Source organism: Xanthobacter lutulentifluminis (genome assembly GCF_043194675.2).
Taxonomy (GTDB): domain Bacteria; phylum Pseudomonadota; class Alphaproteobacteria; order Rhizobiales; family Xanthobacteraceae; genus Xanthobacter.
Window position 1 is genome coordinate 140,802 of the sequence record NZ_CM195525.1, and the last position, 24,483, is coordinate 165,284.

22 protein-coding genes are annotated in these 24,483 nt (G+C 69.7%); 11 read left to right on the forward strand and 11 right to left on the reverse strand.

Annotation, left to right across the window (positions count from 1 at the left end; all coding sequences use genetic code 11):
* Together V5F49_RS00675 and V5F49_RS00680 are read right to left on the reverse strand one after the other, a co-directional pair.
* Positions 1-1,650, reverse strand: coding sequence for a long-chain-fatty-acid--CoA ligase (locus V5F49_RS00675; RefSeq protein ID WP_394116449.1), 1,650 nt, complete (start codon positions 1,648-1,650; stop codon positions 1-3).
* A gap of 187 nt (positions 1,651-1,837) precedes the next feature.
* Complete coding sequence (locus V5F49_RS00680) at positions 1,838-3,121, reverse strand: OmpP1/FadL family transporter (RefSeq protein WP_394116448.1); 1,284 nt, start codon at positions 3,119-3,121, stop codon at positions 1,838-1,840.
* A 432-nt stretch (positions 3,122-3,553) separates the two neighbouring features.
* Between V5F49_RS00680 and V5F49_RS00685 the strand changes: the two genes are divergently transcribed.
* From V5F49_RS00685 to V5F49_RS00705, 5 genes are all read left to right on the forward strand, one after another.
* Positions 3,554-3,991, forward strand: coding sequence for a MerR family transcriptional regulator (locus V5F49_RS00685; protein WP_394116447.1), 438 nt, complete (start codon positions 3,554-3,556; stop codon positions 3,989-3,991).
* Between the two features lie 69 nt (positions 3,992-4,060).
* Positions 4,061-5,206 (forward strand): thiolase family protein, encoded by a 1,146-nt coding sequence (locus tag V5F49_RS00690; protein ID WP_394116446.1) that lies wholly within the window; start codon positions 4,061-4,063, stop codon positions 5,204-5,206.
* A gap of 11 nt (positions 5,207-5,217) precedes the next feature.
* Positions 5,218-7,560, forward strand: coding sequence for a 3-hydroxyacyl-CoA dehydrogenase/enoyl-CoA hydratase family protein (locus V5F49_RS00695; protein WP_394116445.1), 2,343 nt, complete (start codon positions 5,218-5,220; stop codon positions 7,558-7,560).
* Positions 7,561-7,803: 243 nt separating this feature from the next.
* Entirely contained in the window at positions 7,804-9,594 is a 1,791-nt protein-coding gene (locus V5F49_RS00700; protein ID WP_394116444.1) for an acyl-CoA dehydrogenase C-terminal domain-containing protein, read from the forward strand.
* Between the two features lie 111 nt (positions 9,595-9,705).
* Complete coding sequence (locus V5F49_RS00705; protein ID WP_394116443.1) at positions 9,706-10,014, forward strand: SCP2 sterol-binding domain-containing protein; 309 nt, start codon at positions 9,706-9,708, stop codon at positions 10,012-10,014.
* Between the two features lie 347 nt (positions 10,015-10,361).
* On the opposite strand, the gene V5F49_RS00710 is transcribed toward V5F49_RS00705, so the two are convergent.
* Positions 10,362-12,485 (reverse strand): acyltransferase family protein, encoded by a 2,124-nt coding sequence (locus tag V5F49_RS00710; RefSeq protein ID WP_394116442.1) that lies wholly within the window; start codon positions 12,483-12,485, stop codon positions 10,362-10,364.
* Between the two features lie 229 nt (positions 12,486-12,714).
* Here V5F49_RS00710 and ugpB point away from each other — a divergent pair, with 229 nt between their 5' ends.
* The 3 genes from ugpB to ugpE all read left to right on the forward strand — a co-directional run bounded on the left by ugpB (position 12,715) and on the right by ugpE (position 16,022).
* Complete coding sequence (gene ugpB, locus V5F49_RS00715; RefSeq protein ID WP_394116441.1) at positions 12,715-14,088, forward strand: sn-glycerol-3-phosphate ABC transporter substrate-binding protein UgpB; 1,374 nt, start codon at positions 12,715-12,717, stop codon at positions 14,086-14,088.
* 198 nt (positions 14,089-14,286) lie between these two features.
* On the forward strand, positions 14,287-15,171 hold the full coding sequence (gene ugpA / locus V5F49_RS00720) for a sn-glycerol-3-phosphate ABC transporter permease UgpA (RefSeq protein ID WP_394116440.1): 885 nt from the start codon (positions 14,287-14,289) through the stop codon (positions 15,169-15,171).
* A complete protein-coding gene (gene ugpE / locus V5F49_RS00725) occupies positions 15,171-16,022 on the forward strand; it encodes a sn-glycerol-3-phosphate ABC transporter permease UgpE (RefSeq protein WP_394116439.1) in 852 nt (283 codons plus the stop codon). The genes ugpA and ugpE overlap by 1 nt, the downstream gene beginning before the upstream one ends.
* Positions 16,023-16,039: 17 nt before the next feature.
* On the opposite strand, the gene V5F49_RS00730 is transcribed toward ugpE, so the two are convergent.
* Complete coding sequence (locus V5F49_RS00730) at positions 16,040-16,276, reverse strand: Lrp/AsnC ligand binding domain-containing protein (RefSeq protein WP_394116438.1); 237 nt, start codon at positions 16,274-16,276, stop codon at positions 16,040-16,042.
* A 153-nt stretch (positions 16,277-16,429) separates the two neighbouring features.
* Here V5F49_RS00730 and thiD point away from each other — a divergent pair, with 153 nt between their 5' ends.
* Positions 16,430-17,263 (forward strand): bifunctional hydroxymethylpyrimidine kinase/phosphomethylpyrimidine kinase, encoded by an 834-nt coding sequence (gene thiD, locus V5F49_RS00735; RefSeq protein ID WP_394116437.1) that lies wholly within the window; start codon positions 16,430-16,432, stop codon positions 17,261-17,263.
* A 101-nt stretch (positions 17,264-17,364) separates the two neighbouring features.
* The gene (locus V5F49_RS00740; protein ID WP_394116436.1) at positions 17,365-17,979 is read left to right on the forward strand and encodes a helix-turn-helix domain-containing protein; all 615 of its coding nucleotides are present in this window, start codon (positions 17,365-17,367) and stop codon (positions 17,977-17,979) included.
* Between the two features lie 98 nt (positions 17,980-18,077).
* Here the strand turns inward: V5F49_RS00740 and V5F49_RS00745 are convergent, their stop codons facing one another.
* From V5F49_RS00745 to V5F49_RS00760, 4 genes are all read right to left on the reverse strand, one after another.
* Positions 18,078-19,259 carry a hypothetical protein gene (locus tag V5F49_RS00745; RefSeq protein ID WP_394116435.1) on the reverse strand — a complete coding sequence of 394 codons (1,182 nt, stop codon included), beginning with the start codon at positions 19,257-19,259 and terminating at the stop codon, positions 18,078-18,080.
* A gap of 139 nt (positions 19,260-19,398) precedes the next feature.
* The gene (locus tag V5F49_RS00750) at positions 19,399-19,836 is read right to left on the reverse strand and encodes a DUF1489 family protein (protein WP_394116434.1); all 438 of its coding nucleotides are present in this window, start codon (positions 19,834-19,836) and stop codon (positions 19,399-19,401) included.
* A 10-nt stretch (positions 19,837-19,846) separates the two neighbouring features.
* Positions 19,847-20,815 (reverse strand): hypothetical protein, encoded by a 969-nt coding sequence (locus V5F49_RS00755; RefSeq protein WP_394116433.1) that lies wholly within the window; start codon positions 20,813-20,815, stop codon positions 19,847-19,849.
* A 186-nt stretch (positions 20,816-21,001) separates the two neighbouring features.
* Entirely contained in the window at positions 21,002-21,139 is a 138-nt protein-coding gene (locus V5F49_RS00760; protein ID WP_394116432.1) for a hypothetical protein, read from the reverse strand.
* Positions 21,140-21,347: 208 nt separating this feature from the next.
* On the opposite strand from V5F49_RS00760, the gene V5F49_RS00765 reads away from it, so the two are divergent.
* Entirely contained in the window at positions 21,348-21,647 is a 300-nt protein-coding gene (locus V5F49_RS00765) for a DUF3253 domain-containing protein (RefSeq protein WP_394116431.1), read from the forward strand.
* Between the two features lie 3 nt (positions 21,648-21,650).
* Here V5F49_RS00765 and V5F49_RS00770 read toward each other — a convergent pair whose 3' ends face one another.
* From V5F49_RS00770 to V5F49_RS00780, 3 genes are read right to left on the reverse strand one after another with little or no spacing between them, the layout of a single operon-like run.
* Entirely contained in the window at positions 21,651-22,454 is an 804-nt protein-coding gene (locus tag V5F49_RS00770) for a YdcF family protein (protein WP_394116430.1), read from the reverse strand.
* 21 nt (positions 22,455-22,475) lie between these two features.
* Entirely contained in the window at positions 22,476-23,207 is a 732-nt protein-coding gene (locus V5F49_RS00775; RefSeq protein WP_394116429.1) for an ABC transporter ATP-binding protein, read from the reverse strand.
* Positions 23,207-24,478: a lipoprotein-releasing ABC transporter permease subunit gene (locus tag V5F49_RS00780; protein ID WP_394116666.1), complete on the reverse strand. Its 1,272-nt coding sequence runs from the start codon at positions 24,476-24,478 to the stop codon at positions 23,207-23,209. Before V5F49_RS00780 ends, V5F49_RS00775 begins: the two co-directional genes overlap by 1 nt.
* Between the last annotated feature and the right edge of the window lie 5 nt (positions 24,479-24,483).

Here is a 24,483-nt window from a genome sequence, read left to right on the forward strand (position 1 = left end):
TCAGCCTTCGGCCCGGCGGCGCTCCTCCTCCACCAGCTCCTTCTTGGAGAGCTTGCCCACGACGCTCTTGGGCAGGCTCTCGCGGATCTCCACCGCCTTGGGCATCTCGATCTTCGAGATCTGGGCGGTGAGGAAGCCCATCAGCTCCTCGGGGGACGTCTCCGAATCGGGCCGCAGGGTCACGAACGCCTTCGGCGCCTGGCCGCGATAGCTGTCGGGGATGCCGATGGCCACCGCCTCGGCCACCGCCGGGTGCAGATAGAGCGCTTCCTCGATCACGCGCGGATAGACGTTGTAGCCGCCGCACAGGATCACATCCTTGATGCGGTCCACCAGGAACAGGTAGCCGTCGGGGTCGAGATAGCCCACGTCACCGGTGCGCAAAGCGCCGTCGATGAAGCTGTCGGCGGTCTCCTGCGGGCGGTTGTAGTAGCCCTTCATCACCTGGGGCCCCCGCACGCACACCTCGCCGCGCTCGCCCTGGGGCACGCGGCGGGAGGGGTCGGCGAGGTCGCGGATCTCGATCTCGGTGCCGGGCAGCGCGGTGCCCACCGAGCCGTCCTTGACCAGCCCCAGCGGCGGATTGGCGGTGACCACCGGCGAGGTCTCGCTGAGGCCGTAGCCCTCCACCAGCTTGCAGCCGGTGAGCTCCTCGAACCGCTCGCGCACCTCGCGCGGCAGCGGCGCGCCGCCGGAGATGCACAGGGTGAGCGAGGACAGGTCGCGCTTCTCGATGTCCTTCACGCCATTGATGGCGGCATAGATGGTGGGCACGCCCGGGAACATGGTGGGCTTGTCGCGCTCCAGCCGGTCGAGCAGATCGTCGAGCTGGAAGCGCGGCACTAGCACGATCTCGGCGCCGAGGCAGATGGGGATGAGCATCACCGTCTGCATGGCGAAGACGTGGAACAGCGGCAGCACGCCCAGCACCTTTTTCACCCCGATGCGCCGGCAATCCGCATGGGTGATGACCTGCTGCGCGTTGGCCGAGACATTGGCGTGCGAGAGCATGGCCCCCTTCGGCACGCCGGTGGTGCCGCCGGTGTATTGCAGCACCGCGACGTCGTTCTCCACGTCCACCTCGACCGGCTGCGGGCGCCGGCCGTGCCGCAGCAGCTCGGCATAGGGCATGTGCAGGCCGTCGCCGGCCTTGTACTGCGCCTTTTCCTTGCGCTTGAAGAGGTTGAACAGCAGCCCCTTCGGGAACGGCAGGATGCCGGACATGGGGCAGACGATGATGGTCTTCAGCCCCGCCTCCTGCGCCACGGCGGCGACGCGGGAATGGATCAGCTTCAGGTCGGGCACCACCATGATGGTCGTGCCGGAATCGCGGATCTGGTGCCTCAGCTCGCGCTCCACATAGAGCGGGCTGAAGTTCACCACCGTCCCGCCGGCCTTCATGACGGCGAAGAAGAAGATGACCGAATAAGGCGTGTTGGGCAGGCACAGGCCCACCTTGCTGCCCTTGTGCACGCCCTGGGCCTGGAGACCGGCGGCGACGCGGTCCACCGCCTCCCCCAGCGCGGCGTAGGTCCACTTGCGGCCGAGGAAGTCGAGCGCCGGACGGTCGCCGTAGGCGGCAACGCTGGTCTCGAGCAGCTCGGGCACGGGGACGGGGGTCACGGTCCCCTCGTCGGTGCGGTGGAGCATGGGCGTCCCTCCTTGGGGCGGCGCTCTGGCGTGTCCGCGCGCAAGGGCGCGACGGACGGCGCGCGGCCGCTCCGGTTTTCCCTGTCAGGATGCAGTCTGATTGCGCCGAGATCGCGATGGCGCGCCCGGCGGCGGCGCGGGTGACGAGGCGCGGCGGGGGGCCGCCTCGTCACCGCTCACGCACGGATCACCGGGGCACGAGCACCACGGTGGAGGGGTCGAACTTGTAGCGCAGCGCGACCGAGACGATGTCCACGTAGCCGTCGGAGACCTGGCCGATCAGGCTGCCACGGGAGAGATTGGCCGGATCGAGCTGGGTCAGCATGATCGGGCTCGTCTCGCCGAAGATGTGGCTGTAGGCGAAGTCCATGGAGAGCTGCGTGGAGAAGTTGTAGGTCATGCCGGCGGAGAGCCACAGGCGGTTGGTGTCGGGCAGGCGCGGCGAGCGCGTGGAATCCGGCACCGGGGTCAGCTCGTAGGCGATGCCGGCCCGCAGCGCGAGCTTGGGATCCCACTGGTACTCGACGCCGCCGGAGAAGAACCAGCCATCGTTCCACTTGAGGTCGATGGTGCTCACCGGCTGGACGCCGAGGGCCTTCACCACGATCTGCTGGATCGAGGACCAGTCGGTCCATTCCACGGTGCCGAGCACGGTCCACTGCGGATCGATCTGCGAGCGGAACGAGGCGGTCACCTGGCTCGGCAGGTCGAGCGCGGCCGTGGCCGCCACCTGCTGGACCGTGACGATGTTCAGCAGCGAGATGGCGAGGTCGCCGTCCAGGTTGTGGTTGATGCCCGACCGGTAGCCGACGCCGAGGGTGGTGCCGGGAGCCAGGGTGAACAGCGCGCCGAGGTTGAAGCCGACCGACATGTCGTCGCCGTTCACCTGGGCATAGAGGTTGTTCTGCGGCGGCACCGGCGACACGAACTGCGCGTTGGTCAGCTTGGCGTCGATGTAATTGACGTTCACGCCCGCGCCGAGGGTCAGCCACTCGTTGACGCGGTAGGCGATGGAGGCCTGCACGTTCACGTCGAAGATGCGGTTGTAGCAGCCGTAGTAGCGGCCGGACCAGCCGCACTCGGCGTCGGTGACGAGGCCGAAGGGGGAGGTGGCGGCAAGGCCGATCGCCCACTTGTTGTCCCACGAATAGGACGCGTAGCCCGACGGCAGGGTGCCGTTGTCCACGATGTCGCTGACGCCGATGTTGCCGAGGTTCGTGCCCACGGCGTTGGTGGCGCTGTAGACGTCGACGGAGGCATGGGGCGCGATGTAGGTGACGTTCTGCTCCACGCTCAGGCCCGGCGCGAAGCTCATGGCCGCCGGGTTCCAGAACATGGAGGCAAGGCCCGCGCCGCCGGCGGCATCGCCCGCGAACGCCGTGCCCTGATAATAGGAGCTCTGCTCGCGCAGCCCGAACCCGCCGGCCTGCGCCTGCCCGGCCGCAATGGCGGCCACGGGAAGTGCAAGCATCGGCGCCGCCCGCACGGCCCACCTGCGCATCATCATTGGGTTTCCCCTCCTGTTGTTTCCTCAAGGGCCCGGCACGCTGCAGTGCACATTACGTTTTTACGGTGCCCTATACGTCACCCAGCATGCCTAAACGAACAGGCCCGTCAACGGCTTTCTATCTACCGCGATCCCTCCATCATGGAGAAATCGTGGCGCGTTGCAATCGGGATACAGGTCGCGCGCGCCAGCCCCCTTCCCTAACGGCCAAGGCTTGGCATTGCTGCGCTGCAGGGCACCCGTGCGCGACAGATGCGGCGACGCGGCAACCGCCGCCCGCCCCGGCCCCCTGCCGCGGCGCTGACGCAATTGGGATGAAATCCGCCCGATTCGGTACTTGCGCCGGGGGGCAAAGCATGTATCTTCCGGTTCATCAGATGACGTATAGGTGAACCCGTGGCATCCACAGGCAAGCGCATCAGCGGGTCCGCCCTGACGGACACCTTCTTCACGGTGACGGAACTGGCCCGCGATCTGTCGGTCACGCCCCGCACCATCCGCTTCTACGAGGACAAGGGACTCATCACCCCGCGCCGCGCCGGCACCATGCGCGTGTACACCAAGCGCGACCGGGCGCGGATGGTCCTCATCCTGCGCGGCAAGCGGCTTGGCTTCAGCCTGCGCGAGATCAAGGAATATCTCGACCTCTACGACATGGACCCGAGCCAGTCGGAGCAGATGCGCCTGCTGCTGAAGAAGGTGCAGGTGCGCCTGGAGATGCTCGAGGACCAGCGCCTGGCGCTGGAGGAGACCATCGTCGAGCTCAAGGACATCGAGGAGCAGACCCTATCCGCCCTCGAGCGGGAGGCGGCCCAGCAGAAGGCCGCCGGCTGACCCGGACGCATCGTCCGGCACCGCGCGCACCCGCGCGGAACCAACAAGACATGACAGGCAGGAGAGCCCATGCAGAACGTTGTGATCGCGGGCTATGCCCGCTCGCCTTTCACACCCGCCAAGAAGGGCGATCTGGCGCGCGTGCGCCCGGATGACCTTGCGGCCCAGGTGGTGGCGGAGCTGGTGGCCCGCACCGGGGTGAAGGCCGAGGACATCGAGGACCTCATCCTCGGCTGCGCCTTCCCCGAGGCCGAGCAGGGCCTCAACGTCGCCCGCCTCGTCGCCCAGATCGCCGGCCTGCCGGAGAGCGTGGCGGGCGTGACGGTGAACCGATTCTGCGGCTCGTCCATGCAGTCGGTGCACATGGCCGCCGGCCAGATCCAGCTCGGCGCCGGCGACGCCTTCATCTGCGCCGGCATCGAGAGCATGAGCCGCGTGCCCATGGCCGGCTTCAACCCCATGCCGAATCCCGCGCTCTACGCCCGCCTGCCCGCCGCCTACATGGGCATGGGCGAGACCGCCGAGAACGTCGCGGCCAAGTGGCAGATCACCCGCGCCGACCAGGACGCCTTCGCCCTCAAGAGCCAGGAGAAGGCCTCCCGCGCCGAGGCCGAGGGCCGCTTCAAGGCCGAGATCGTCCCCATCCGCGTCAACGGCAAGTCCGACCGCACGGTGGACCAGGACGGCTGCATCCGCCGCGACGCCACGCTGGAGGCCCTCGCCGGCCTGAAGCCCTCGTTCGACGAGCACGGCACCGTGACCGCCGGCACCTCCTCCCCGCTCACCGACGGTGCCTCCGCGGTGCTGGTGTGCTCGGAGGCCTACGCCCAGAAGAACGGCCTTGAGCCCCTCGCCCGGCTGAAGAGCGTGGCCGTGGCCGGCTGCGCGCCGGAGATCATGGGCATCGGCCCGGTGGCCGCGACCAGGAAGGCGCTGGCCCGTGCCGGCATCGATGTGGGTGAGATCGGCGTGGTGGAGCTGAACGAGGCGTTCGCCTCCCAGGCCATCGCCTGCCAGCGCGAGCTGGGCATCAAGGAGGACACGCTCAACATCGACGGCGGCGCCATCGCCCTCGGCCATCCCCTCGGCGCCACCGGCGCGCGCATCGTCGGCAAGGCGGCTTCGCTGCTGAAGCGCGACGGCGCCCGCTATGCCCTCGCCACCCAGTGCATCGGCGGCGGACAGGGCATCGCCACCGTCCTCGAGCGCGTCTGAGGGAGGCGCGCATGAGCACGCAAACGACCGGTGAGATCAAGAAGGTCGCCGTCATCGGCGCCGGCGTCATGGGCGCCGGCATCGCAGCCCACGTGGCCAATGCCGGGGTCGAGGTTCTGCTCCTCGATATCGTCCCCGAGGGCGCCACCAACCGCAACGTCGTCGCCGAAGGCGCCATCGCCAAGCTGCTGAAGGCCGATCCCGCGCCCTTCATGTCCAAGCGCGCGGCGAAGCTGGTGACCGCCGGCAACATCGAGGACAACCTCGCCGACCTCGCCTCCTGCGACTGGATCGTCGAGGCGGTGATCGAGCGGCTCGACATCAAGCAGGCGCTCTACGCCAGGATCGAGGGCGCCCGCCGCCCCGGCGCGGCGGTGTCCTCCAACACCTCCACCATCCCGCTGGCGGATCTCACCGCCGGCCTGCCGGAGAGCTTCCGGCGCGACTTCCTCATCACCCACTTCTTCAACCCGCCGCGCTACATGCGGCTGCTGGAGATCGTGGCGGGGGCCGACACCAACGCCGATACGGTCGCGACCGTCGCCCGCTTCGCCGACGTGAAGCTCGGCAAGACGGTGGTGACCTGCAAGGACACCCCCGGCTTCATCGCCAACCGGCTGGGCACCTACTGGCTGCAGCTGGCGGTGGGCGAGGCGTTCGCCGCCGGCCTCAGGATCGAGGACGCCGACGCGGTGATGGGCCGGCCCTTCGGCTTCCCCAAGACCGGCGTGTTCGGCCTGATCGACCTCGTGGGCCTCGACCTGATGCCCCACGTGCAGGGCTCCCTGAAGCGCGCCCTGCCCGCCTCCGATCCCTTCCACGCCACGCTGCGCGACGAGCCGCTGATCGAGAAGATGATCTCGACTGGCTACACTGGCCGCAAGGGCAAGGGCGGCTTCTACCGGCTCAACCGCGAGGGCGGCCAGAAGCTGAAGGAGGCCATCGACCTCACCTCTGGCGAATACCGCCCGCAGGGCAGGGCCGCGGTGGCGGAGCTGGAGGAAGGCGGCGGCAGGGACCTGTTCGCCCTCATGTCGGCGCCCGGTGCCGGCGGGCGCTATGCCCGCGCGGTGATGGCCCGGACGCTGGCCTATGCGGCGCGCCTGGTGCCGGAGGCGGCGGACGACATCGTCGCCATCGATGACGCCATGCGCCTCGGCTACAACTGGAAGTTCGGTCCGTTCGAGCTGATCGACAAGATCGGCGCTGCCCGGCTGATCGAGCTCCTGAAGGCGGACGGCGAGGAGATCCCCGCCCTGCTGGCGCTCGCCGCCGACAAGCCGTTCTACCGGGTGGAAAACGGCGCGCGCCAGTTCCTCGGCCTCGACGGCACCTATCGCGACATCGTGCGCCCGGACGGCGTGCTGCTGCTCGCCGACATCAAGCTGAAGTCGCAGCCGCTGGCCAAGAACGGCTCAGCGTCCCTGTGGGACATCGGCGACGGGGTGGTGTGCCTGGAGTTCACCTCCAAGAGCAACTCGCTGGACGAGGGCATCATCTCGATGCTCGCCAAGGCGCTGAAGCTCACGAAGGACAAGCACAAGGCGCTCGTGATCTATAACGAGGGCTCGAACTTCTCGGTGGGCGCGAACCTGGGCCTTGCCCTGTTCGCCTGCAACATCGGCGCGTTCGGCGAGGTGGAGAAGCTGGTCGCCGTCGGCCAGAAGACCTACCAGGACATGAAGTACGCCCCCTTCCCCGTGGTCGCGGCGCCCTCGGGCCTCGCGCTCGGCGGCGGATGCGAGATCCTGCTCCACGCCAGCGCCGTGCAGGCCCATGCGGAGAGCTACATCGGCCTCGTGGAATGCGGCGTCGGCGTGCTCCCGGCGTGGGGCGGCTGCACCGCCATGCTGGAGCGCTGGGCGAGCGATCCCAAGTTCCCGAAGGGTCCCATGCCGGCCACCGCCAAGGTGTTCGAGACGGTCTCCACCGCCACCGTCGCCAAGTCCGCCGCCGAGGCGAAGGAGCTCAAGTTCCTGCGCGAGAGCGACGGCATCACCATGAACCGCGACCGGCTCCTTGCCGACGCCAAGGCGAAGGCCCTGGCGCTGGTGGAGGGCTATGCACCGCCCAAGCCCGTGGAGTTCTTCCTGCCCGGCCCGTCCGGCAAGGTGGCCATGGAAATGGCGGTGGAAGGCTTCGCCAAAAGGGGCATGGCCACGAAGCACGACCGCACGGTCTCCCTCGTGCTGGCGGACGTGCTCACCGGCGGCGATGCCGACCACACCACCCCCGTGAAGGCGGAGCAGGTGCTGGAGCTGGAGCGGGAAGGCTTCATGAAGCTCATCCGCACCCATGCCACGCTGGACCGCATCGAGCACATCCTCGAGACGGGCCGGCCGCTCAGGAACTGAACAGGACCGGGCCGTCATGCGCGGTGTGCCTCACCCGCGAATGACGGCCCGGCCACGGCATCAAGGCCGGGCAGGCCCGGCCATCCGGCGACGCCGGGGCACCCGATGGATGCGCCCCGGATCCGCCGCGCAGTCCGGCCGGTGCCGGACAAGACGCGACGAAACATCCGCCTCCCACCGGAGGCAGGGCCACAGCGCCGGACACGGGCGCGCGGCCACAGGAAGAATCAGGGAGCCAACGCCATGCAGGTCTATTCCCCCCCGCTGCGCGACATGCGCTTCGTCCTCCATGAGCTGCACGGCAGCGAGCAGCTCTCCACCCTGCCCGGTCTGGAGGAGGTCACCCCCGACCTCATCGACGCGGTGCTGGAGGAGGCGGGCAAGTTCGTCACCGAGGTGCTCGCGCCGCTCAACCAGTCCGGCGACCTCGAGGGCTGCACCTATGAGAACGGCGTGGTGCGCACGCCCAGGGGCTTCAAGGAAGCCTATACCGCCTTCCGTGAGGGCGGCTGGAACGGCATCGCCTGCGATCCCAAGTACGGCGGCCAGGGCCTGCCGGCGAGCGTGAACAAGCTGGTGGAGGAGATGCTCTGCTCGGGCAACCTCGCCTTCGGCATCTGCCCCGGCCTCACCCACGGCGCCTACCAGGCCCTGAAGGCCTATGCCTCGGACGAGCTGAAGGACCGCTTCCTGCCGAAGATGGTGGACGGCATCTGGTCCGGCTCCATGTGCCTCACCGAGCCCCAGTGCGGCACCGACCTCGGCCTCGTGCGCACCAAGGCCGAGCCTCAGGGAGACGGCACGTACAAGGTGACCGGCAACAAGATCTTCATCTCCGCCGGCGAGCAGGATCTGACCGAGAACATCGTCCACCTCGTGCTCGCCCGCCTGCCGGACGCGCCCAAGGGCATCAAGGGCATCTCGCTGTTCCTGGTGCCCAAGTTCCTGCCGAAGGAGGACGGCTCGGTGGGCCCGCGCAACGGCGTGCTGTGCACCGGCATCGAGCACAAGATGGGCATCCACGGCTCGTCCACCTGCCAGATGTCGTTCGACGAGGCCACCGGCTGGCTCGTCGGCGAGCCCCACAAGGGCATGCGCGCCATGTTCGCCATGATGAACTCGGAGCGCCTGTCCGTGGGCACGCAGGGCCTCGGCCTCGGCGAGGCGGCCTATCAGGCGGCGGTGGTCTACGCCAAGGAGCGCCTGCAGGGCCGCTCGCTCTCCGGCACCAAGCACCCGGACAAGCCGGCGGACCCGATCATCGTCCACCCGGACGTGCGCCGCACGCTCATGACCATGCGCGCCTACAACGAGGGCTGCCGGGCGCTTGCCGGCTGGGTCGCCCGCGCGCTCGACCTGATGGAGCGGGCGGAGGACCCGGAGGAGCGCAAGCACGCCGAGGACTTCACCGCGCTGATGACGCCCATCGTGAAGGCGCTGTTCACGGATCTCGGCTTCGAGGCCACCTCCATGGGCATGCAGGTTTATGGCGGCCACGGCTACATCCGCGACCACGGCATGGAGCAGTATGTGCGCGATGCCCGCATCGCCATGATCTACGAGGGCACCAACGGCGTGCAGGCGCTCGACCTCGTGGGCCGCAAGCTGCCGGCGCACATGGGGCGCTACCTGCGCTCCTTCTTCCATCCGGTGCTGAACTACATCGACGCCAAGCTGGATGACGAGAATCTCGGTCCGCTGGTGGGTCCGCTCGGCAAGGCGTTCGGCGCGCTCCAGCTCGCCACCGCCCATATTGCCGAGAAGGGCCTGAAGGACCCGGAGGAGGCGGGCGCCGCCGCCACCCAGTACCTGCGCCTGTTCGGCATGGTGGCGCTCGGCTACATGTGGGTGCGCATGGCCGAGGTGGCCTACGAGAAGCGCGTCTCCAACCCGGACGATGCCGCCTTCTACGACGCCAAGATCGCCACCGCGCGCTTCTTCATCGAGAAGCTGCTGCCGGACGTGGCGGCCCTGTGGGGTTCCATCAAGGCCGGCAAGGCGTCCATGATGGCGCTCGACGAGGCGATGTTCTGACCCACCCGCGCGGTTCGCCTCCGGGCGCGCCGCCGGGCCTGCGGTTTTCGAGGTGACCTCCCGCCGCCCCGTCCCTCCGGGGCGGCTCTTTTTGTGAAGAAGGCGATACCGATGGCTGATGTGTCTTCCCTGATCGAGGCCATGCGCGAGCGCGCGGATGCGCTCAAGGAGCTGGGCTACAGGGTGCGGTTCGATCTCAGCGACACGGGCGAGGCCATCCTGCTCGACGCCACCGGCGGCAACGTGGAGGTTGAGGAAGGCACCGGCGAGGCGGATGCGGTGCTCAAGCTCTCCACCGACACGCTGGACAAGCTCATCACCGGCCGCATCGGGCCCATGCTGGCCTTCTCCACCGGCCGGCTGAAGGTGCAGGGCTCGCAGGGCGTGGCGCTCAAGCTCGCCGGGCTGCTGGACCAGTAGCGAGGCAACGGCAACGCGGCGCTGGCCGGAGAGGCCCGGCGCCGCTGCCGGGCTCGAGATGCCCGGATTGCCGCACCTCGCGGCGCGCCAGCCCACCGCCATGCGTCTCAGGCCCATGGCAGGCCGGGACGGCGCCACACGGGCCGCCGAGGTTCATCCGAGGTCCATCGCGGCAATGCGAGCGCGGCGCGTCTTCCAGGCGCTGCAAGCCGTGCAGGCGCGGCACATCTTCGGAGCGCAACAAGTCTTCGGAGCGCGGCAGACGGCTCCGCTGCCGGACGGTCGGCAGCCGCTGCGGTCGGCGACCCGGCTGCTCTCCCCTCTTCCGGCAGCAGCCGGCGCGATCCTCAGGGACGGGGCGCGGAGGCGCCCGCCCCGTTCGCGGGTGTGACCGGCGCCCCATCGCCCGCCGGTGCGGACGAGCCGCCTGCCGGCGCCGATGCCGTCCGGTCCGCCGCGAGCGCCTGCGCCAGCACCTGCCCGAATCCCGAGCTCGCCACCGCATGGCGCGCGCCGGTGGCGGAGAGGTGGTCGGTGTCCACGTAATAGAACGTCTCGCCAGCACCGGCGCTGCACCGGTCGGCCGTGCAGAGCACGTCCGACAGCAGGAAGGTGGCGACGCCGGCATGCCGCTGCGCCGCGGCGGACAGCATGGCGTTGGCCGGCCCCACCGCGCGCTCGACATCGGCGCGGGCCTGCACGTAGCAGCCGGCGCTCTCGCCGGTGCGGTGGAACTCCCGCTGGGCCACGCAGCGCACGGGCGCGGTGGCGAATTCCGGCGCCTGCCCGACGAAGATGACCTGCGCCCCGAGGCCGCGCAGCTCGGCGACGGTGCGCTCCACCATATGGGCGAACACGCGGGTGCTGTTCTCCTTGCTGCGCTCCATGCCGCCGGGAATCTCGTCTGTCACCAGCGCGAAGCCGGAGCCGGCGCGGGTCGTCCAGATGGCCCAGCGGCCCACCAGCACCACCACCTTCGGCCGGATGCGGCGGGCCTCCTCCAGCACGGCGGCGTTGAAGGCGGCGCAGACGCTGCCGCTCGCTTGATCCTGCCGGGCGAGGCCGCCGAACAGGGGCGGGCAGCCGGCCATGGTCTGGAGCCGGGCCGTCTGCCCCTGCGCCACCGCTGCCTCGGCGACGCCGAGGAAAGTCGCGCCGGCATGGGAGTCGCCCCACACCAGCACGCCGTAGGTGCCCTTCGCAGCGTCCGGACCCAGCGCGCAGGCGGCGATGGTCTTCATGTCCGCCGGCTGCCAGAAGCGGGCGGTGTTGTTGCACTCCCGCTGGAACCGGCTCTTGTCGTCGGCTGCGGCTTCCGCCGCTGTGCCGAGCGGCGAGAGCGGGAAGAAGCCGCGCCCCGCCCGCTCCAGCCCGAGCGCCACCCCGGCGGTGACGAGGATGGCCAGCGCCCCGGCGCCGATCCGCGCGATCCGCCGCCCGCCCAGCGCGCTCCCGGAGCGCAGCGGCGTTTCCACGTATTTCAGCGACAGGGCCGACAGGGCGACGGCCACCAGCACCACCAGCCCGGCCTGGATGTAGGTGAGGTGGCGCCCCCGCCACAGCACCGCCAGCACCAGCAGCGGCCAGTGCCACAGATAGAGCGAGTAGGAGATGCGGCCGACGTACACCATCGCCGGCAGGCTCAATACCCGCGACACGATTCCCGAGGGCGCGAATCCGCCGGCATAGATGATCGCGGCCGCGCCCAGCACCGGCGGCACCGCCGCGAGGCCGGGAAAGATGGTGCCCGGGCCATAGAGGAAGACCGGCACGATGATGGCGAGCGCGCCGGCCATGGCGATGCCGGTCGCCACCTTGTGCGATATCCGCGGCCAGGCGACGAGGGCGAGCAGCGAGCCCACCAGCAGCTCCCACGCCCGGCCGGTGAGCAGGAAGAAGGCCGAGGGCTGGTCCTTCTCGACGATGCTCTGCGCCCACACCAGCGAGCCGATCGCCACCAGCGCCAGCACCGCCGCCGAGAGCCGGCGTCCGCCCAGCCGCATCAGCGCGAACAGGATCAGCGGGAAAAAGATGTAGAACTGCTCCTCCACCGCCAGCGACCACAGGTGCAGCAGCGGCGTCTCGTCGGCGCGGGGGCCGAAATAGTTGAGCAGCTCGGCGAAGTGGATGTTGGCGAAGAACAGGGCGGAGGGGATCAGCGTCGCCGCATAGGTCTTCATCTGCCCCGGCATCAGCAGCAGCGCCGCGAGCAGGGTGGTCGCCGCCAGCACCACGAACAGCGAGGGGAAGATGCGGCGGATGCGCCGGTCGTAGAAATCCACCAGCGAATAGGTGCCCCCCGCCATCTCCCGGTACAGGATGGAGGTGATGAGGAAGCCGGAGATCACGAAGAAGACATCGACGCCGATGAAGCCGCCGTCAAACGGGGGAATGCGCGCGTGGAACAGGACGACGCTGCCGACCGCGATGGCTCTGAGCCCGTCGATGTCGGACCGGTAGGTCAAACTCATTCCGTGTTCCCGCCGTGGCCCTTGGTTCCGCTGGTCCGCCCGGCCCTCCGCGCGGCGACCCGGTTTAGCCAGAGAATGCCGGGCCGGCAATTCACAAGCCGGCCGCGGTAGGCCCGGCGACGGCCGGGCGTCACGAAGCTGCAACAGCTCCGTCATGGTTCCTTCGCGCGTTGCTTCCATGCACCATGTCCGGCAAGCGCCGGCGGACAGCGGCGCACTGGAGGCAAAGATGGCCCACCCTTCCCCCGCGCACACCTCGCCGGCACACCCCGCAATCGCCCGCTCGCTGCTCGGCCACCTCGCGAAGGCGCTCGCTCCGGTCGCGCTCCTCGGCGCGCTGGCGCTGCCGGCGCAGGCGCAGACGCAGATCCAGTGGTGGCACGCCATGTCCGGCCCGCTCGGCGAGAAGCTGGAGAAGGTCGCCGCCGACTTCAACGCCTCGCAGGCGGAGTACAAGGTGGTGCCGGTGTTCAAGGGCACCTATCCCGAGACCATGACGGGGGCCATCGCCGCCTTCCGCGCGCGCCAGCATCCGGCCATCGTGCAGGTGTTCGAGGTTGGCACCGCCACCATGATGGCGGCCAAGGGCGCCGTCTATCCGGTCTACAAGCTGATGGCGGACGCCGGCGAGCCGTTCGACCCCAAGGCCTACCTGCCGGCGGTGACGGGCTATTACACCGATACCGCGGGCAACATGCTGTCGTTCCCGTTCAACTCCTCGACGCCGATTCTCTACGTGAACCGCGACCTGTTCCGCAAAGCGGGTCTTGACCCCGACGCGCCGCCCAAGACCTGGCCGCAGATGGAGGCCGCGGCGCGCAAGCTGCAGGCGGCGGGCGTGCCCTGCGGCTTCACCACCCAGTGGCCCTCCTGGGTGAACCTGGAGAACCTCTCCGCCTGGCACAACGTGGGCATCGGCACGCTGGAGAACGGCCTCGGCGGCACCGCCGCCGCCCTCACCATCGACAATGACCTGACCCGCCACCACTGGGCGGCCCTCGCCGAGTGGCAGAAGACCCGCCTGTTCGACTACGGCGGCCGGCAGGCGAAGGCGGACCCCAAGTTCTTCTCCGGCGAGTGCGCCATGAGCATCGGCTCCTCGGCGGCGCGGGCGGGCATCCTCGCCAATGCGAAGTTCGACCTGGGCTACGGCATGATGCCCTATTGGCCGCAGGTGCAGGGGGCGCCGCAGAACTCCATCATCGGCGGCGCCACCCTGTGGGTGCTCACCGGCCGGCCACAGGAGGAGTACAAGGGCGCGGCGAAGTTCTTCGCCTTCCTGTCGCGGCCGGAAGTGCAGGCCTGGTGGCACCAGAACACGGGCTACCTGCCCATCACGCAGGCGGCGTACGACCTCTCCAAGGCGCAGGGCTTCTACGAGAAGAACCCGGGCACCGACGTCTCCATCCGCCAGATGACGCTGAAGGCGCCGACCCCCAATTCCAAGGGCCTGCGCTTCGGCAATTTCGTGCAGATCCGCGACGTGATCGAGGAGGAGCTGGAATCCACCCTCGCCGGCCAGAAGACGCCCGAAGCAGCACTCGCCGCCGCCCAAAAGCGCGGCAACGAGCTCTTGCGCGCGTTCGAGAAGGCCAATCCGTGAGGCGGCGAGGCGGGCGAGGCGGCGCAGGCACGGCGCCCGCCCGCCGGCTTGCACCCGGCGAACCCCGCGTCCGTCGGGCCGGCGCCGGGGGGCTGAGACCTTCACGGCCTGAACACACCTCGCTCCGCCCCCGGCGTCCGGTGCTGCGCCCGCGCCGCGGGACCGGTCTTGCCTTTGCCCGGCCCGGTATCTGACCCCATGCAGGCCAAGCGCGTCACCTTCCCCGGCAAGGTCCTGCCCTACCTGCTGCTGCTGCCGCAGGTGGCGGTGACGCTGGTGTTCTTCGTCTGGCCGGCGGGCGAGGCGCTGGTCTCCTCCCTGTTCGCGCAGGATGCGTTCGGGCTCGGCAGCACCTTCGTGGGCCTCGCCAATTTCGAGGCGCTGGCGCGGGACCCCGCCTATCTGGAGGCGGTGGGCGTCTCCTTCTTCTTCGCCTTCGCGGTGACGGCGCTGGCCATGGGGCTCGGCCTCCTGTTCGCCGCGGCCGCCGATGCGCTGGGCAAGGCCGCCGGTCTCTATCAATTGCTGCTGGTATGGCCCTATGCGGTGGCGCCGGCGGTGGCCGGCATCCTCTGGCTGTTCCTGTTCGATCCCTCGGTGGGCATGGTCGCCCGCGCCCTGCGCATCTTCGGCATCACCTGGAACCACTTCCTCGACGGCGGGCAGGCGCTCACGCTGGTCATCCTGGCGGCGGCATGGAAGCAGGTGAGCTACAATTTCCTGTTCTTCTATGCGGGTCTCAAGGCCATCCCCCAGGGCGCGCTGGAGGCGGCGGCCATCGACGGGGCGGGGCCGTGGCAGCGCTTCCGCCACATCGTCTTCCCCCTGCTCGCCCCCACCAGCTTCTTCCTTCTGGTGGTGAACCTCACCTACGCCTTCTTCGACGCCTTCGGCATCATCCACGCCACCACCTCCGGCGGGCCGGGGCGGGCCACCACCATCCTCGTCTACAAGGTGTTCCGCGACGGCTTCGAGGGGCTGGACCTCGGCGGATCGTCGGCGCAGTCGGTGGTGCTGCTCGTCATCGTGGTGGCGCTGACGGCGGTGCAGTTCCGGCATATCGAGCGCAAGGTGACCTACTGATGGCCGGCGCTTCCCGCCTCTCCCGCCTGCTCGCGCACCTGGTGCTGATCCTCGGCGCGGCGGTGATGCTGCTGCCGGTGTACGTGGCCTTCGTCGCCTCCACCCACGACGGCGGGGACTTCCTCTCCGGCCGGGTGGGCCTCCTGCCCGGACCCCATTTCGTGGAGAACTACCGCCTCGCGCTGTCCACCGGCTCGTCCACCGCCGGCATTCCGCCGGTGGCGCCCATGCTGTGGAACTCGCTGGTGGTGGCGATGGGCATCGCGGTGGGCAAGATCGCCATCTCGCTCTTGTCCGCGTTCGCCGTGTGCTACTTCCGCTTCCCGTTCCGGGTGGCGGCGTTCTGGCTCATCTTCCTGACGCTGATGCTGCCGGTGGAGGTGCGCATCCTGCCCACCTTCGAGGTAACGGCGCGGCTGGGGCTGCTCAATTCCTACGCCGGCCTCACCGTGCCGCTGATCGCCAGCGCCACGGCCACCTTCCTGTTCCGACAGGTGTTCATGACCATCCCGGACGAGCTGACGGAGGCCGCGCTGGTGGACGGCGCCGGCCCCCTCACCTTCTTCCGCACCATCCTCCTGCCGCTGTCGCGCACCAACATCGCGGCGCTGTTCGTGATCCTGTTCCTGTATGGCTGGAACCAGTATCTGTGGCCGCTGGTGGTGACGACGGATACCGCGCACTACACGGTGGTGATGGGCATCCGCCGCCTCGTCGGCGCGGCGGGCGAGGCGGACCCGGTGTGGCACCTGGTGATGGCCACCGCCATCCTCGCCCTGCTGCCGCCGGTGCTGGTGATCGCGGCCATGCAGCGCCTGTTCGTGCGCGGCCTGACCGAGACCGAGAAGTAGGCGGGCGGGAAGGCCCGTCAGAACGCCTTGAAGGTGATGATGGTCCGCGTGTCCTGGATGCCGGGCAGGATCTGCACCTTCTGGTTCACGAAATGGCCGATGTCCGTGCCCTCATCCACGTAGAACTTCACCAGGAGGTCGAACTCGCCGGCGGTGGAATAGATCTCGGAAGCGATCTCGGCGTCGGCAAGGGCGTCCGCCACCTCGTAGGACTTCCCGAGCTGGCACTTGATCTGGACGAAGAAGGGAACCACGGCATGCTCCGCTGAAGCCGGAGAGGACAACGCCCGGCGCGCCGGGCGGCGCCAAGGTGGACAAATCCGCCGGGACTGGCAAGGGTGGCGCGGCGCCCCGGCTGCGCGCCGTGCGGCCAGAAAAGAGTTCCGAGCAAGGGTGGAAAGAGTGCCATGTCTGGCGAAGCAGGTCCGGTGTCGCGCAAGATCCCCATCGCCCTCACCATCGCCGGCTCGGATTCGAGCGGCGGCGCAGGCATCCAAGCGGACCTGAAGGCGTTTTCCGCCCTTGGCGTGTACGGCGCCAGCGTCATCACCGCCCTCACCGCCCAGAACACGCTGGGCGTGTCCGCCATCCACGACGTGCCGGACGATTTCATCGCCGCGCAGATGGATGCGGTGTTCTGCGACCTCGCGGTGGGCGCGGTGAAGATCGGCATGCTCTCGCGCCCCGGCGCCATCCGCACGGTGGCCGAGGGGCTGGCGCGGCACAACGCTGGCCCGATCGTGCTGGACCCGGTGATGGTGGCGGCCTCCGGGGCGCGGCTCCTCACCGACGATTCCCTCACGAGCCTCAAGGCGCTGCTCCTCCCCGTCGCGGACCTCGTCACCCCCAACCTGCCCGAGGCGGCGGCGCTGCTGGACGTGGCCGTCGCCACCACCGAGGACGACATGCGCGCGCAGGGCGAGGCGCTGCTCGCGCTTGGCGCCCGGGCGGTGCTGATGAAGGGCGGCCACGGCGAAGGCGCCGACAGCGTGGACCTGCTGGTGACGCGCTCCGGCGTCGCGCGCTTCGCCGCGCCCCGCCATGCCAGCCGCAACACCCATGGCACCGGCTGCACCCTCTCCTCCGCCATCGCGGCGGGGCTCGCGGGCGGCGCCGCCCTGCCCGAGGCGGTGGCGGCGGCGAAGGCCTACATCACCGGCGCCATCGCGGCTGCCGACGTGCTGGATATCGGCCACGGACACGGGCCGGTGCATCATTTCCACGCGCTGTGGGGGAAGTAGGCCGCCCCTCTTTTCCCGCCCGCCGGAGCTTCCCAGCCGCCGCATTGCCGGGTATCGTCCGGCTCAGCGAACGTTCGTTCGATACTAAGGAACGCTGGGTCATGGCAGTCAAGGAACGCAGCGGCGGCGCGCTGGAGAGTGGCGCGCAGGCGATCACCGGGCAGCTTGGCAAGACCATCCAGCGTCTGCGCAAGGCCTACAACCTCTCCCTGTCGGACCTTGCCGAGCAGTCGGGCGTGGCGAAATCCATCATCAGCCAGATCGAGCGCAATGAGACCAACCCCACCCTCGCCACCGTCTGGCGCCTGTCGCAGGCGCTGGACATGTCGGTGGAGCGGGTGCTCGCCTCCTCCGACGACGCCCCTTTCGTGGAGAAGCTGACGCGGGCGGATACGCCCATCCTGCTCTCCGAGGACGGGCTGGTGCGCCTTTCCATCATCGGCTGGATCAAGACGGTGGAGTGGCTCCAATATTACGACCTCACCGCCGAGCCGCGCGGCGAGCTGGATTCCGACGGGCACCAGCGCGGGTCGGTGGAATGCCTCACGGTCATCTCCGGCGTGCTGGAGGTGGAGGTGGGCGGCGTGATCGAGACGGTGCGCGAGGGCGAGACCGTGCGCTATCGCTGCGACCGCCGCCACGTCATCCGCAACCGCTCCGAAGCTCCTGCCCGCGCCTTCATGGTGTGCCTGCTGAAGGCCGCCGTGCTGGAGTGAGGGCCAGCCCCGATCGACCGAGACCCGAAACGAAAACGGCCAGCGTCCAGCGCCGGCCGTTTCGTTTCAGCTGCTCCCCGCCGTCGCGGGGGCGCGGCTCACTCGTCGGTCAGCGGGCCGAGGATGAGCATCTCCAGCTTCACCCAGTTGGCGAGCTGGGCATAGGTGAGCTTCTCCGCCTTCAGGTCCCAGGTGACTTCCGAGCGGGTGGGGCCCACGCACTTGTCCTTGCCGTCCTCGCCCTTCACGCGCCGGCAGGCATCCTCGCTGTCGTTGTAGTAGACGCGGCCGTAGAGGCCGGGCTTCGACTGGTCGGCAGAGGAGAAGAACGCATCCGACTGCGACTGCGCGGCGTTGGCGTCGAAGAAGGACTGGTCGTTGTTCACCGGCTGCTCGTTGAAGCGCAGGTTGTATTCGTAATAGCCGGTGTAGGGCTTCTTCTTGCCGGCCTTGTCGGTGAAGTTGCCGTTCTCCTCGACGTAGCGGATGGAGCCCGACACGCGATCGGTGAAGGAGCGGTCGGCCACCGCATACGCGAACGTCACGCCGTTGGCGTCGGTCAGCCAGTTGCCGAGCTCGTAGTCATAGTCGAGGTTACCGGACACACGGGTCTCCGGCAGGAAGGAGAACGGCCCGGCGGCCAGCTGCAGGCGCTCGAAGCGCAGCGGGTCGGGGTTCTTCACCTGGATGGAGACGGTCTTGCCGTCCACCACGCGCGAATAGATCTTGGTGGCTTCCTTCTGCGCCTTGCGGAACTGCTCGCCGATCTCCCACCAGCGCGTCACCGCGCGGCCCTGGATCGATCCGCCGAAGGCCGAGGAGGTCTGGTTGCCCTTCACCACATCGATGCGCAGGCGGCCGATGTCCGGGATGTAGCGGCCGTTGCTGTCGATCTGCAGGTCGCCGCGCAGGATCGCCACCTCGCGGGCGATCTGCGAGGGGTTGGACGGGTTGATGACGTCGAACTTCACCGAATAGACGAGGCTCTTGCCCGGCGTGCGCTGGACATTGCCCCGCAGGATCATGAGGTCGGCCACCGAGAGGTCGGCGATCTCATACTGGTCGGTGCCGCTGGTGGAGCGGGCCGAGCGGGAATTGTAGTCCACCGTCATGGCGCCGGTGAGCCGCGCCTTGTCGGCGGGGATCTCCTTCAGCGCCTGGCTCTGGGCCTGCGCGGCGGCGGGCGCGAGCAGGCTCGCCCCGACAAGGCTCGCCCCCACGAGGCTGGTCGCCAGCAGGCCCGCGCCGGAACGCTTCGCCGGCAGGATGCGGATGGTCATGTGCGTCTTCCCCTTCTCGGGCCACGGCCGCGCCGATGCCCCATGCGGCGGCACCATGGGGAAGCGTACCTGAACGCAGGATGAAAGACGTTCCTTAAGGTCATTGGAGCGGGGGCGACCCGCCCCCTCGCCCGCCGCGCTACAGCAGGCCGAGGTCGCGCAGCTCGCGGCGCAGGCTTTCGGGCAGGTCGGCGGCGGCACCGTCGCCGGTCGCCAGATCGCGCGGGGCGTCCTTGGCGGCAAGGTAGCGCCAGCCCTGGAACGGACGCGAGGGGCGCGGCTCCACCGGCACCACCTGCGGCTCCAGCACCAGCCCGCAGCGGCGGATGCCGTCGTTGTCCACGAACGGACGCAGATCCAGAAGGCGCTGGCGCGCTGCCACCTCCCCCTTGATGACCCAGTAGAGCGAGCCGCCGTCGAGCAGATCCTCGCGCCGGGTGGGAACCATGCGGGTCACGTGCACCTGCTCGAACGGACGGCCGGCCTTGCGCGCGGCCTCGGCCCGCTCGGCGATCCAGTCCTCGAGGTCGGCGATGGACACCGCCCCCACGCACAGCTTCAGCAGATGCAGCGTCATGGCCGCCCGCTCACTGGCCGGCGGCCGGCTCGCCGGAATCGGCGGGCGGCTCGGGCACGGGCGGACGGGGGCGCGGCTGCGCGGGGCGTGGCGCGGCGGCCGGAGCGGGTGCCGCCGCAGGGCGCGCCGCCGGACGGGCCGGCGGCAGCGGCGCGGGCGCGGGAGCCGCCGGCTCCTCCACCGGCAGGTTCACGGCCGGAGCGCGCTCGGGCGCGGCGGCTGCCCCGTTGGCGGCGGTATCGTGCGGGGTGACGGCAAGGCCGAACGGTCCCGTGCGCGTCGGCGGCGTGGGGTTCAGCGTGCCGCGGTTGCGGGCGTTGCGCTCCCAGACCGGCGCATAGCGCGCCATCAGCGCCGGGTAACGGCCTTCCGAGAGGTTCGCGGCGACGCGGGCGGGGTCCGCCACCTCGCCCGCCAGAGGACAGGCCGCCGCCGTGCAGCCGGCATAGTCGGCAAGCACCGCGGCGACGATGCCGAACGGGTCCTGCGCCAAAGGCCGGCGCCAGCTGCCGATCCGCTGCTCAAGACCCGGCGAGGGCGCGCGGCGCTCCAGCTCCAGCCCGTCCTGCACCAGCGCGATGCGCGCCAGCACCAGACCGCGGGCGGCGGAGACCAGATCCGGCCGCTCGAACAGCACCACCTCGCACGGGGTAGCGAGCGCAGGGTCCGCCACGAGGCAGCCGAGGGCGGGCGATTGCGCCGCCGCCGCATCGAGCGCTCCGGCCCGGGCGGACAGGGCACGCGCCTCCTCGCGGGCGCTGCCGGCGCCGATCTGGCGCACCAGCGCGCCGCCCAGCAGCAGCCCGCCCAGCAGCATGCCGGCGAGGATGAGGACGGTGAGCGGATGGTCGTGCGGCTCGGACCGCGCCAAGAGGTTCACCGCGAAGGCGGCACCGATGGCCACGGCGGCGAGGACCGCCCAGCCCGGCACGGCGAAGCTCGCGTTCATCACGCCGAGCACCTGGTCGATCCACTGCATCTGTCACGCCTCCGCTGCGCCGGCGCAGGCACGAGGGAGCTGCGCCGGGCGGGCCGCGCGGCCGGACGCGGCGGCGCGGATCATGGGAGCGCGCGCCGGTGAAGGCAACGCGCGCGCCGCATCAGGCGGCCCGAAGGTTAAGGACTTCCGCACGCACCGGGGGCCGCGCCGCCCGGCGATCCGCGATCAATGCACCTTCAGCGCCGACGGCTCGAAGCCGCCGAACACATAGACGACCGCGATGGCAAGGAGGAACACCACGAGTGCGGTGCGCGCCACGCCCCAGCAGGAGCGGCGATGGGAAATGCCCTGGCTTAGATTCATGATGGTTGGATGCGTCCTTCCACGTGCCCCCGCGGCACGCGATGCGTCTCGCATTGCAACATTCATTAAAGTTTTGTGAATCGGGCGGCAAGGGGGTGCCGTCACCGTCCACGGGGCTGTGAGCAGCGGGGACGGCGGCGGCGTTGGTTTCCCGCCTGCGCGCCCGGCGCCAATTCCGTGGCGGGGCGAAAGGCTCTAGAAGGCATCCATGACTGCCGATTCCCGCTCCGACACCGCCGCTCCCGCCCGCCTCCCCGAGGAGGGCGCGGCCGAGGCCACCCTCATCCGCCTGTGCGCCGAATGCGGCGTGGGCAAGAGCGTGAGCCCCATGGACGTGGCGCAGGTGCTGATGCCGAAGGAGGAGTGGCAGCGCGCCCTCCCCGTGGTGCGCCGAGCCGCCGTGCGCCTCGCCCAGGAAGGCCGGCTCATGATCTACCGCAAGGGCAAGCCGGTGGACCCGGCCGAGCTGCGCGGCGTCTACCGCATCGGCCTGCCGCGGGACGAATAGGCCTCAGGGCGCCGGGAACAGGGCGCTGCTGTTGCCGGACAGGTAATAGGCGACGAGCCCGATCCACTCGCGCACCGCCGAGTCGGTGCGGCCCAGCCCGTGGGCGGCGCGGGAGAACCACTCGTCGAGCGCGTCGGGCCCGATGGTGCGGTAGTCCACCGGATAGGCCACGACGTCGAAGCCCACCTTGCGGAAGCAGCCGACCGCGCGGGGCATGTGCAGGGCGCTCGTCACCAGCAGCCAGCGCTCGCCCGGCTTCGGCTTCAGCAGCGCCTTCGCCAGCTGGGCGTTCTCCGCCGTATTGCGCGACATCTCCTCATATTCCATCCGCTCGGGCGCGATGCCGAGCTCCGGCACGGTGAGGCGCATCATGCGGGCCTCGAGGGCGCTGCCGTCCGGAAACAGCCGGCCGCTGCCGCCGACGAAGGCGAGCCGCGCCTGCGGATAACGCCGCGACAGCGCGCCGAAGGCGATGACCCGCTCCGCCGCTTCCGAGAACGCCGGCTGCCCGCGCGCGAGGCCGATCTCCGGCTCCTCCGAGCCGCCCAGCACGATGATGCCGGCGATGGGGGTGCCATCATCCTGGAACTGGGGAAAGCGCTCCTCCAGCGGGCTGATGAGATAGTTCGGCATGGGCGAGAAGCCGAACACCACGGTGAAGCCCACCGCCAGCGCCACCAGAATGGCGCCGCCGCGCCGCCACCTCAGGAGCAGCAGCACGAGCCCGGCGGCCGCGAGCAGCACCGGCAGGTTGGACGGGGCGGCGAGGAACCAGAAGACCTTCGACACCGTGAAGAACGAATCCATGCGCCCTCCGCGGCGGCCGGTTCAGGCGAGCTCGACGACCTTGCCTTCGCGCAGGGTGACGCGGCGGTCCATGCGGGCCGCGAGCTCCAGATTGTGGGTGGCGATGAGGGCGGCGACGCCGGTGGCGCGCACCAGCTCCGTCAGCGCCCCGAACACATGGTCCGAGGTCTTGGGATCGAGATTGCCGGTGGGCTCGTCCGCCAGCAGCAGGCGCGGCGCATTGGCCAGCGCGCGGGCGATGGCGACGCGCTGCTGCTCGCCGCCGGACAGCTCGGACGGGCGGTGGGTCAGGCGCGCGGCGAGGCCGAGATAGGACAGCAGGTCCTTCGCGCGGGCCTCCGCCTCCTTCTTGCCGAGGCCGCGGATCATCTGCGGCATGGCGACGTTCTCGAGGGCGGTGAACTCGGGCAGCAGATGGTGGAACTGGTAGACGAAGCCCACGTGCAGGCGGCGGATGCGGGTGCGCTCGGCATCCGGCAGGCGCGCGGTGGGGTTGCCGTCGATGAACACCTCGCCGGCGTCGGAATGCTCCAGCAGCCCGGCGATGTGCAGCAAGGTGGACTTGCCGGAGCCGGAGGGCGCCACGAGCGCCACCGACTGGCCTTGCGAGATGGCGAGATCGGCGCCGCGCAGGATCTCCAGCGCCCCCGTCCCCTGGGCATAGCGGCGCACCACGCCGGTGAGCGCGAGGGCGAGCGGCGGGCGGGAGCCCTGCGCGGGCGGACGTCCTTTGGGGGTCACGCGCGTATCCATCACTCGTATCTCAGGGCTTCCACCGGATCGAGCCGGGCCGCCCGCCAGGACGGATAAAGGGTAGCGAGGAAAGAGAGCGCCAGCGCCATCGCCACCACGGTGGAGGTCTCGCCGATGTTCATCTGCGCCGGCAGGCGGCTGAGATAATACAGCTCGGGCGAGAACAGCTCGGTGGAGGTGAGCCAGGAGATGAACTGGCGGATGCTCTCGATGTTGAGGCAGACGATCACCCCCAGCAGCAGGCCGGAGAGCGTGCCCACCACGCCGATGGCGGCGCCGGTGATGAAGAACACGCGCATGATGGCGCCCTGCGTCGCCCCCATGGTGCGCAGGATGGCGATGTCGTGCCCCTTGTCCTTCACCAGCATGATGAGGCCGGAGACGATGTTCAGCGCCGCCACCAGCACGATCAGGGTGAGGATGAGGAACATGACGTTCCGCTCCACCTGCAGCGCGTTGAAGAAGGTGGCGTTGCGCACCCGCCAGTCCACCAGATAGACCGGCCGCTCCGCCGCCGACTGGATGGCGCCGCGCAATTCGCCCACGTCGTCCGGGTTGTCGAGATAGACCTCGATGGCGTTCACGTCGCCGTTGCGGTTGAAATAGGCCTGCGCCTCCGGCAGCGGCATGAAGACGAAGGCGCTGTCGTATTCGGACATGCCGATCTCGAACACCGCCGCCACCTTGTAGACCTTGATGCGCGGCGAGGTGCCCATGGGCGTCACCGCCCCGCGCGGCGCGACGAGGGTGAGGTTGTCGCCCGCCCGGATCGAGAGCTGGTCGGCAAGCCGCTTGCCGATGGCGATGCCCTGCCCCTGGTCGAAATTCTCCAGCGTCCCCTGGCGGATGTTCTGGGAGATGGAGGGCAGCGCCCTCAGGTCCTTCTCCGCGAGGCCCCGCACCAGCACGCCGGAGGCTCCATACTGCGAGGAGGCCAGCGCCTGGCCCTCCACCAGCGGCACCGCGAGGCGGATGCCGTTGAGCTTGGCGATGCGATCGGCGACCGCCGTGTAGTCGGTGAGCGGGGTCTCCAGGGGCTGCACCAGCACATGGCCGTTCAGCCCCAGGATCTTGCCCAGCAGCTCCTGGCGGAAGCCGTTCATCACCGCCATGACGATGATGAGCGTCGCCACCCCCAGCATGATGCCGAGGAAGGAGAAGCCGGCGATGACCGAGATGAACCCTTCCTTGCGCCGGGCCCTGAGATAGCGCAGCGACAAGGCCCATTCGAACGGCGCGAACGGCCGTGTCCCCGAAGGCTCCTCCCGCATCGCCG

Bases quoted from the DNA above. Each gene is read 5' to 3' on its own strand.
- thiD (WP_394116437.1), top strand. From the start codon at position 16,430: ATGTCTGGCGAAGCAGGTCCGGTGTCGCGCAAGATCCCCATCGCCCTC.
- ugpA (WP_394116440.1), top strand. From the start codon at position 14,287: ATGCAGGCCAAGCGCGTCACCTTCCCCGGCAAGGTCCTGCCCTACCTG.
- V5F49_RS00765 (WP_394116431.1), top strand. From the start codon at position 21,348: ATGACTGCCGATTCCCGCTCCGACACCGCCGCTCCCGCCCGCCTCCCC.
- V5F49_RS00710 (WP_394116442.1), bottom strand. From the start codon at position 12,485: ATGAGTTTGACCTACCGGTCCGACATCGACGGGCTCAGAGCCATCGCG.
- V5F49_RS00780 (WP_394116666.1), bottom strand. From the start codon at position 24,478: ATGCGGGAGGAGCCTTCGGGGACACGGCCGTTCGCGCCGTTCGAATGG.
- ugpE (WP_394116439.1), top strand. From the start codon at position 15,171: ATGGCCGGCGCTTCCCGCCTCTCCCGCCTGCTCGCGCACCTGGTGCTG.
- V5F49_RS00695 (WP_394116445.1), top strand. From the start codon at position 5,218: ATGAGCACGCAAACGACCGGTGAGATCAAGAAGGTCGCCGTCATCGGC.
- V5F49_RS00750 (WP_394116434.1), bottom strand. From the start codon at position 19,836: ATGACGCTGCATCTGCTGAAGCTGTGCGTGGGGGCGGTGTCCATCGCC.
- V5F49_RS00770 (WP_394116430.1), bottom strand. From the start codon at position 22,454: ATGGATTCGTTCTTCACGGTGTCGAAGGTCTTCTGGTTCCTCGCCGCC.
- ugpB (WP_394116441.1), top strand. From the start codon at position 12,715: ATGGCCCACCCTTCCCCCGCGCACACCTCGCCGGCACACCCCGCAATC.
- V5F49_RS00775 (WP_394116429.1), bottom strand. From the start codon at position 23,207: ATGGATACGCGCGTGACCCCCAAAGGACGTCCGCCCGCGCAGGGCTCC.
- V5F49_RS00760 (WP_394116432.1), bottom strand. From the start codon at position 21,139: ATGAATCTAAGCCAGGGCATTTCCCATCGCCGCTCCTGCTGGGGCGTG.
- V5F49_RS00755 (WP_394116433.1), bottom strand. From the start codon at position 20,815: ATGCAGTGGATCGACCAGGTGCTCGGCGTGATGAACGCGAGCTTCGCC.
- V5F49_RS00745 (WP_394116435.1), bottom strand. From the start codon at position 19,259: ATGACCATCCGCATCCTGCCGGCGAAGCGTTCCGGCGCGGGCCTGCTG.
- V5F49_RS00680 (WP_394116448.1), bottom strand. From the start codon at position 3,121: ATGCTTGCACTTCCCGTGGCCGCCATTGCGGCCGGGCAGGCGCAGGCC.
- V5F49_RS00740 (WP_394116436.1), top strand. From the start codon at position 17,365: ATGGCAGTCAAGGAACGCAGCGGCGGCGCGCTGGAGAGTGGCGCGCAG.
- V5F49_RS00690 (WP_394116446.1), top strand. From the start codon at position 4,061: ATGCAGAACGTTGTGATCGCGGGCTATGCCCGCTCGCCTTTCACACCC.
- V5F49_RS00700 (WP_394116444.1), top strand. From the start codon at position 7,804: ATGCAGGTCTATTCCCCCCCGCTGCGCGACATGCGCTTCGTCCTCCAT.
- V5F49_RS00705 (WP_394116443.1), top strand. From the start codon at position 9,706: ATGGCTGATGTGTCTTCCCTGATCGAGGCCATGCGCGAGCGCGCGGAT.
- V5F49_RS00675 (WP_394116449.1), bottom strand. From the start codon at position 1,650: ATGCTCCACCGCACCGACGAGGGGACCGTGACCCCCGTCCCCGTGCCC.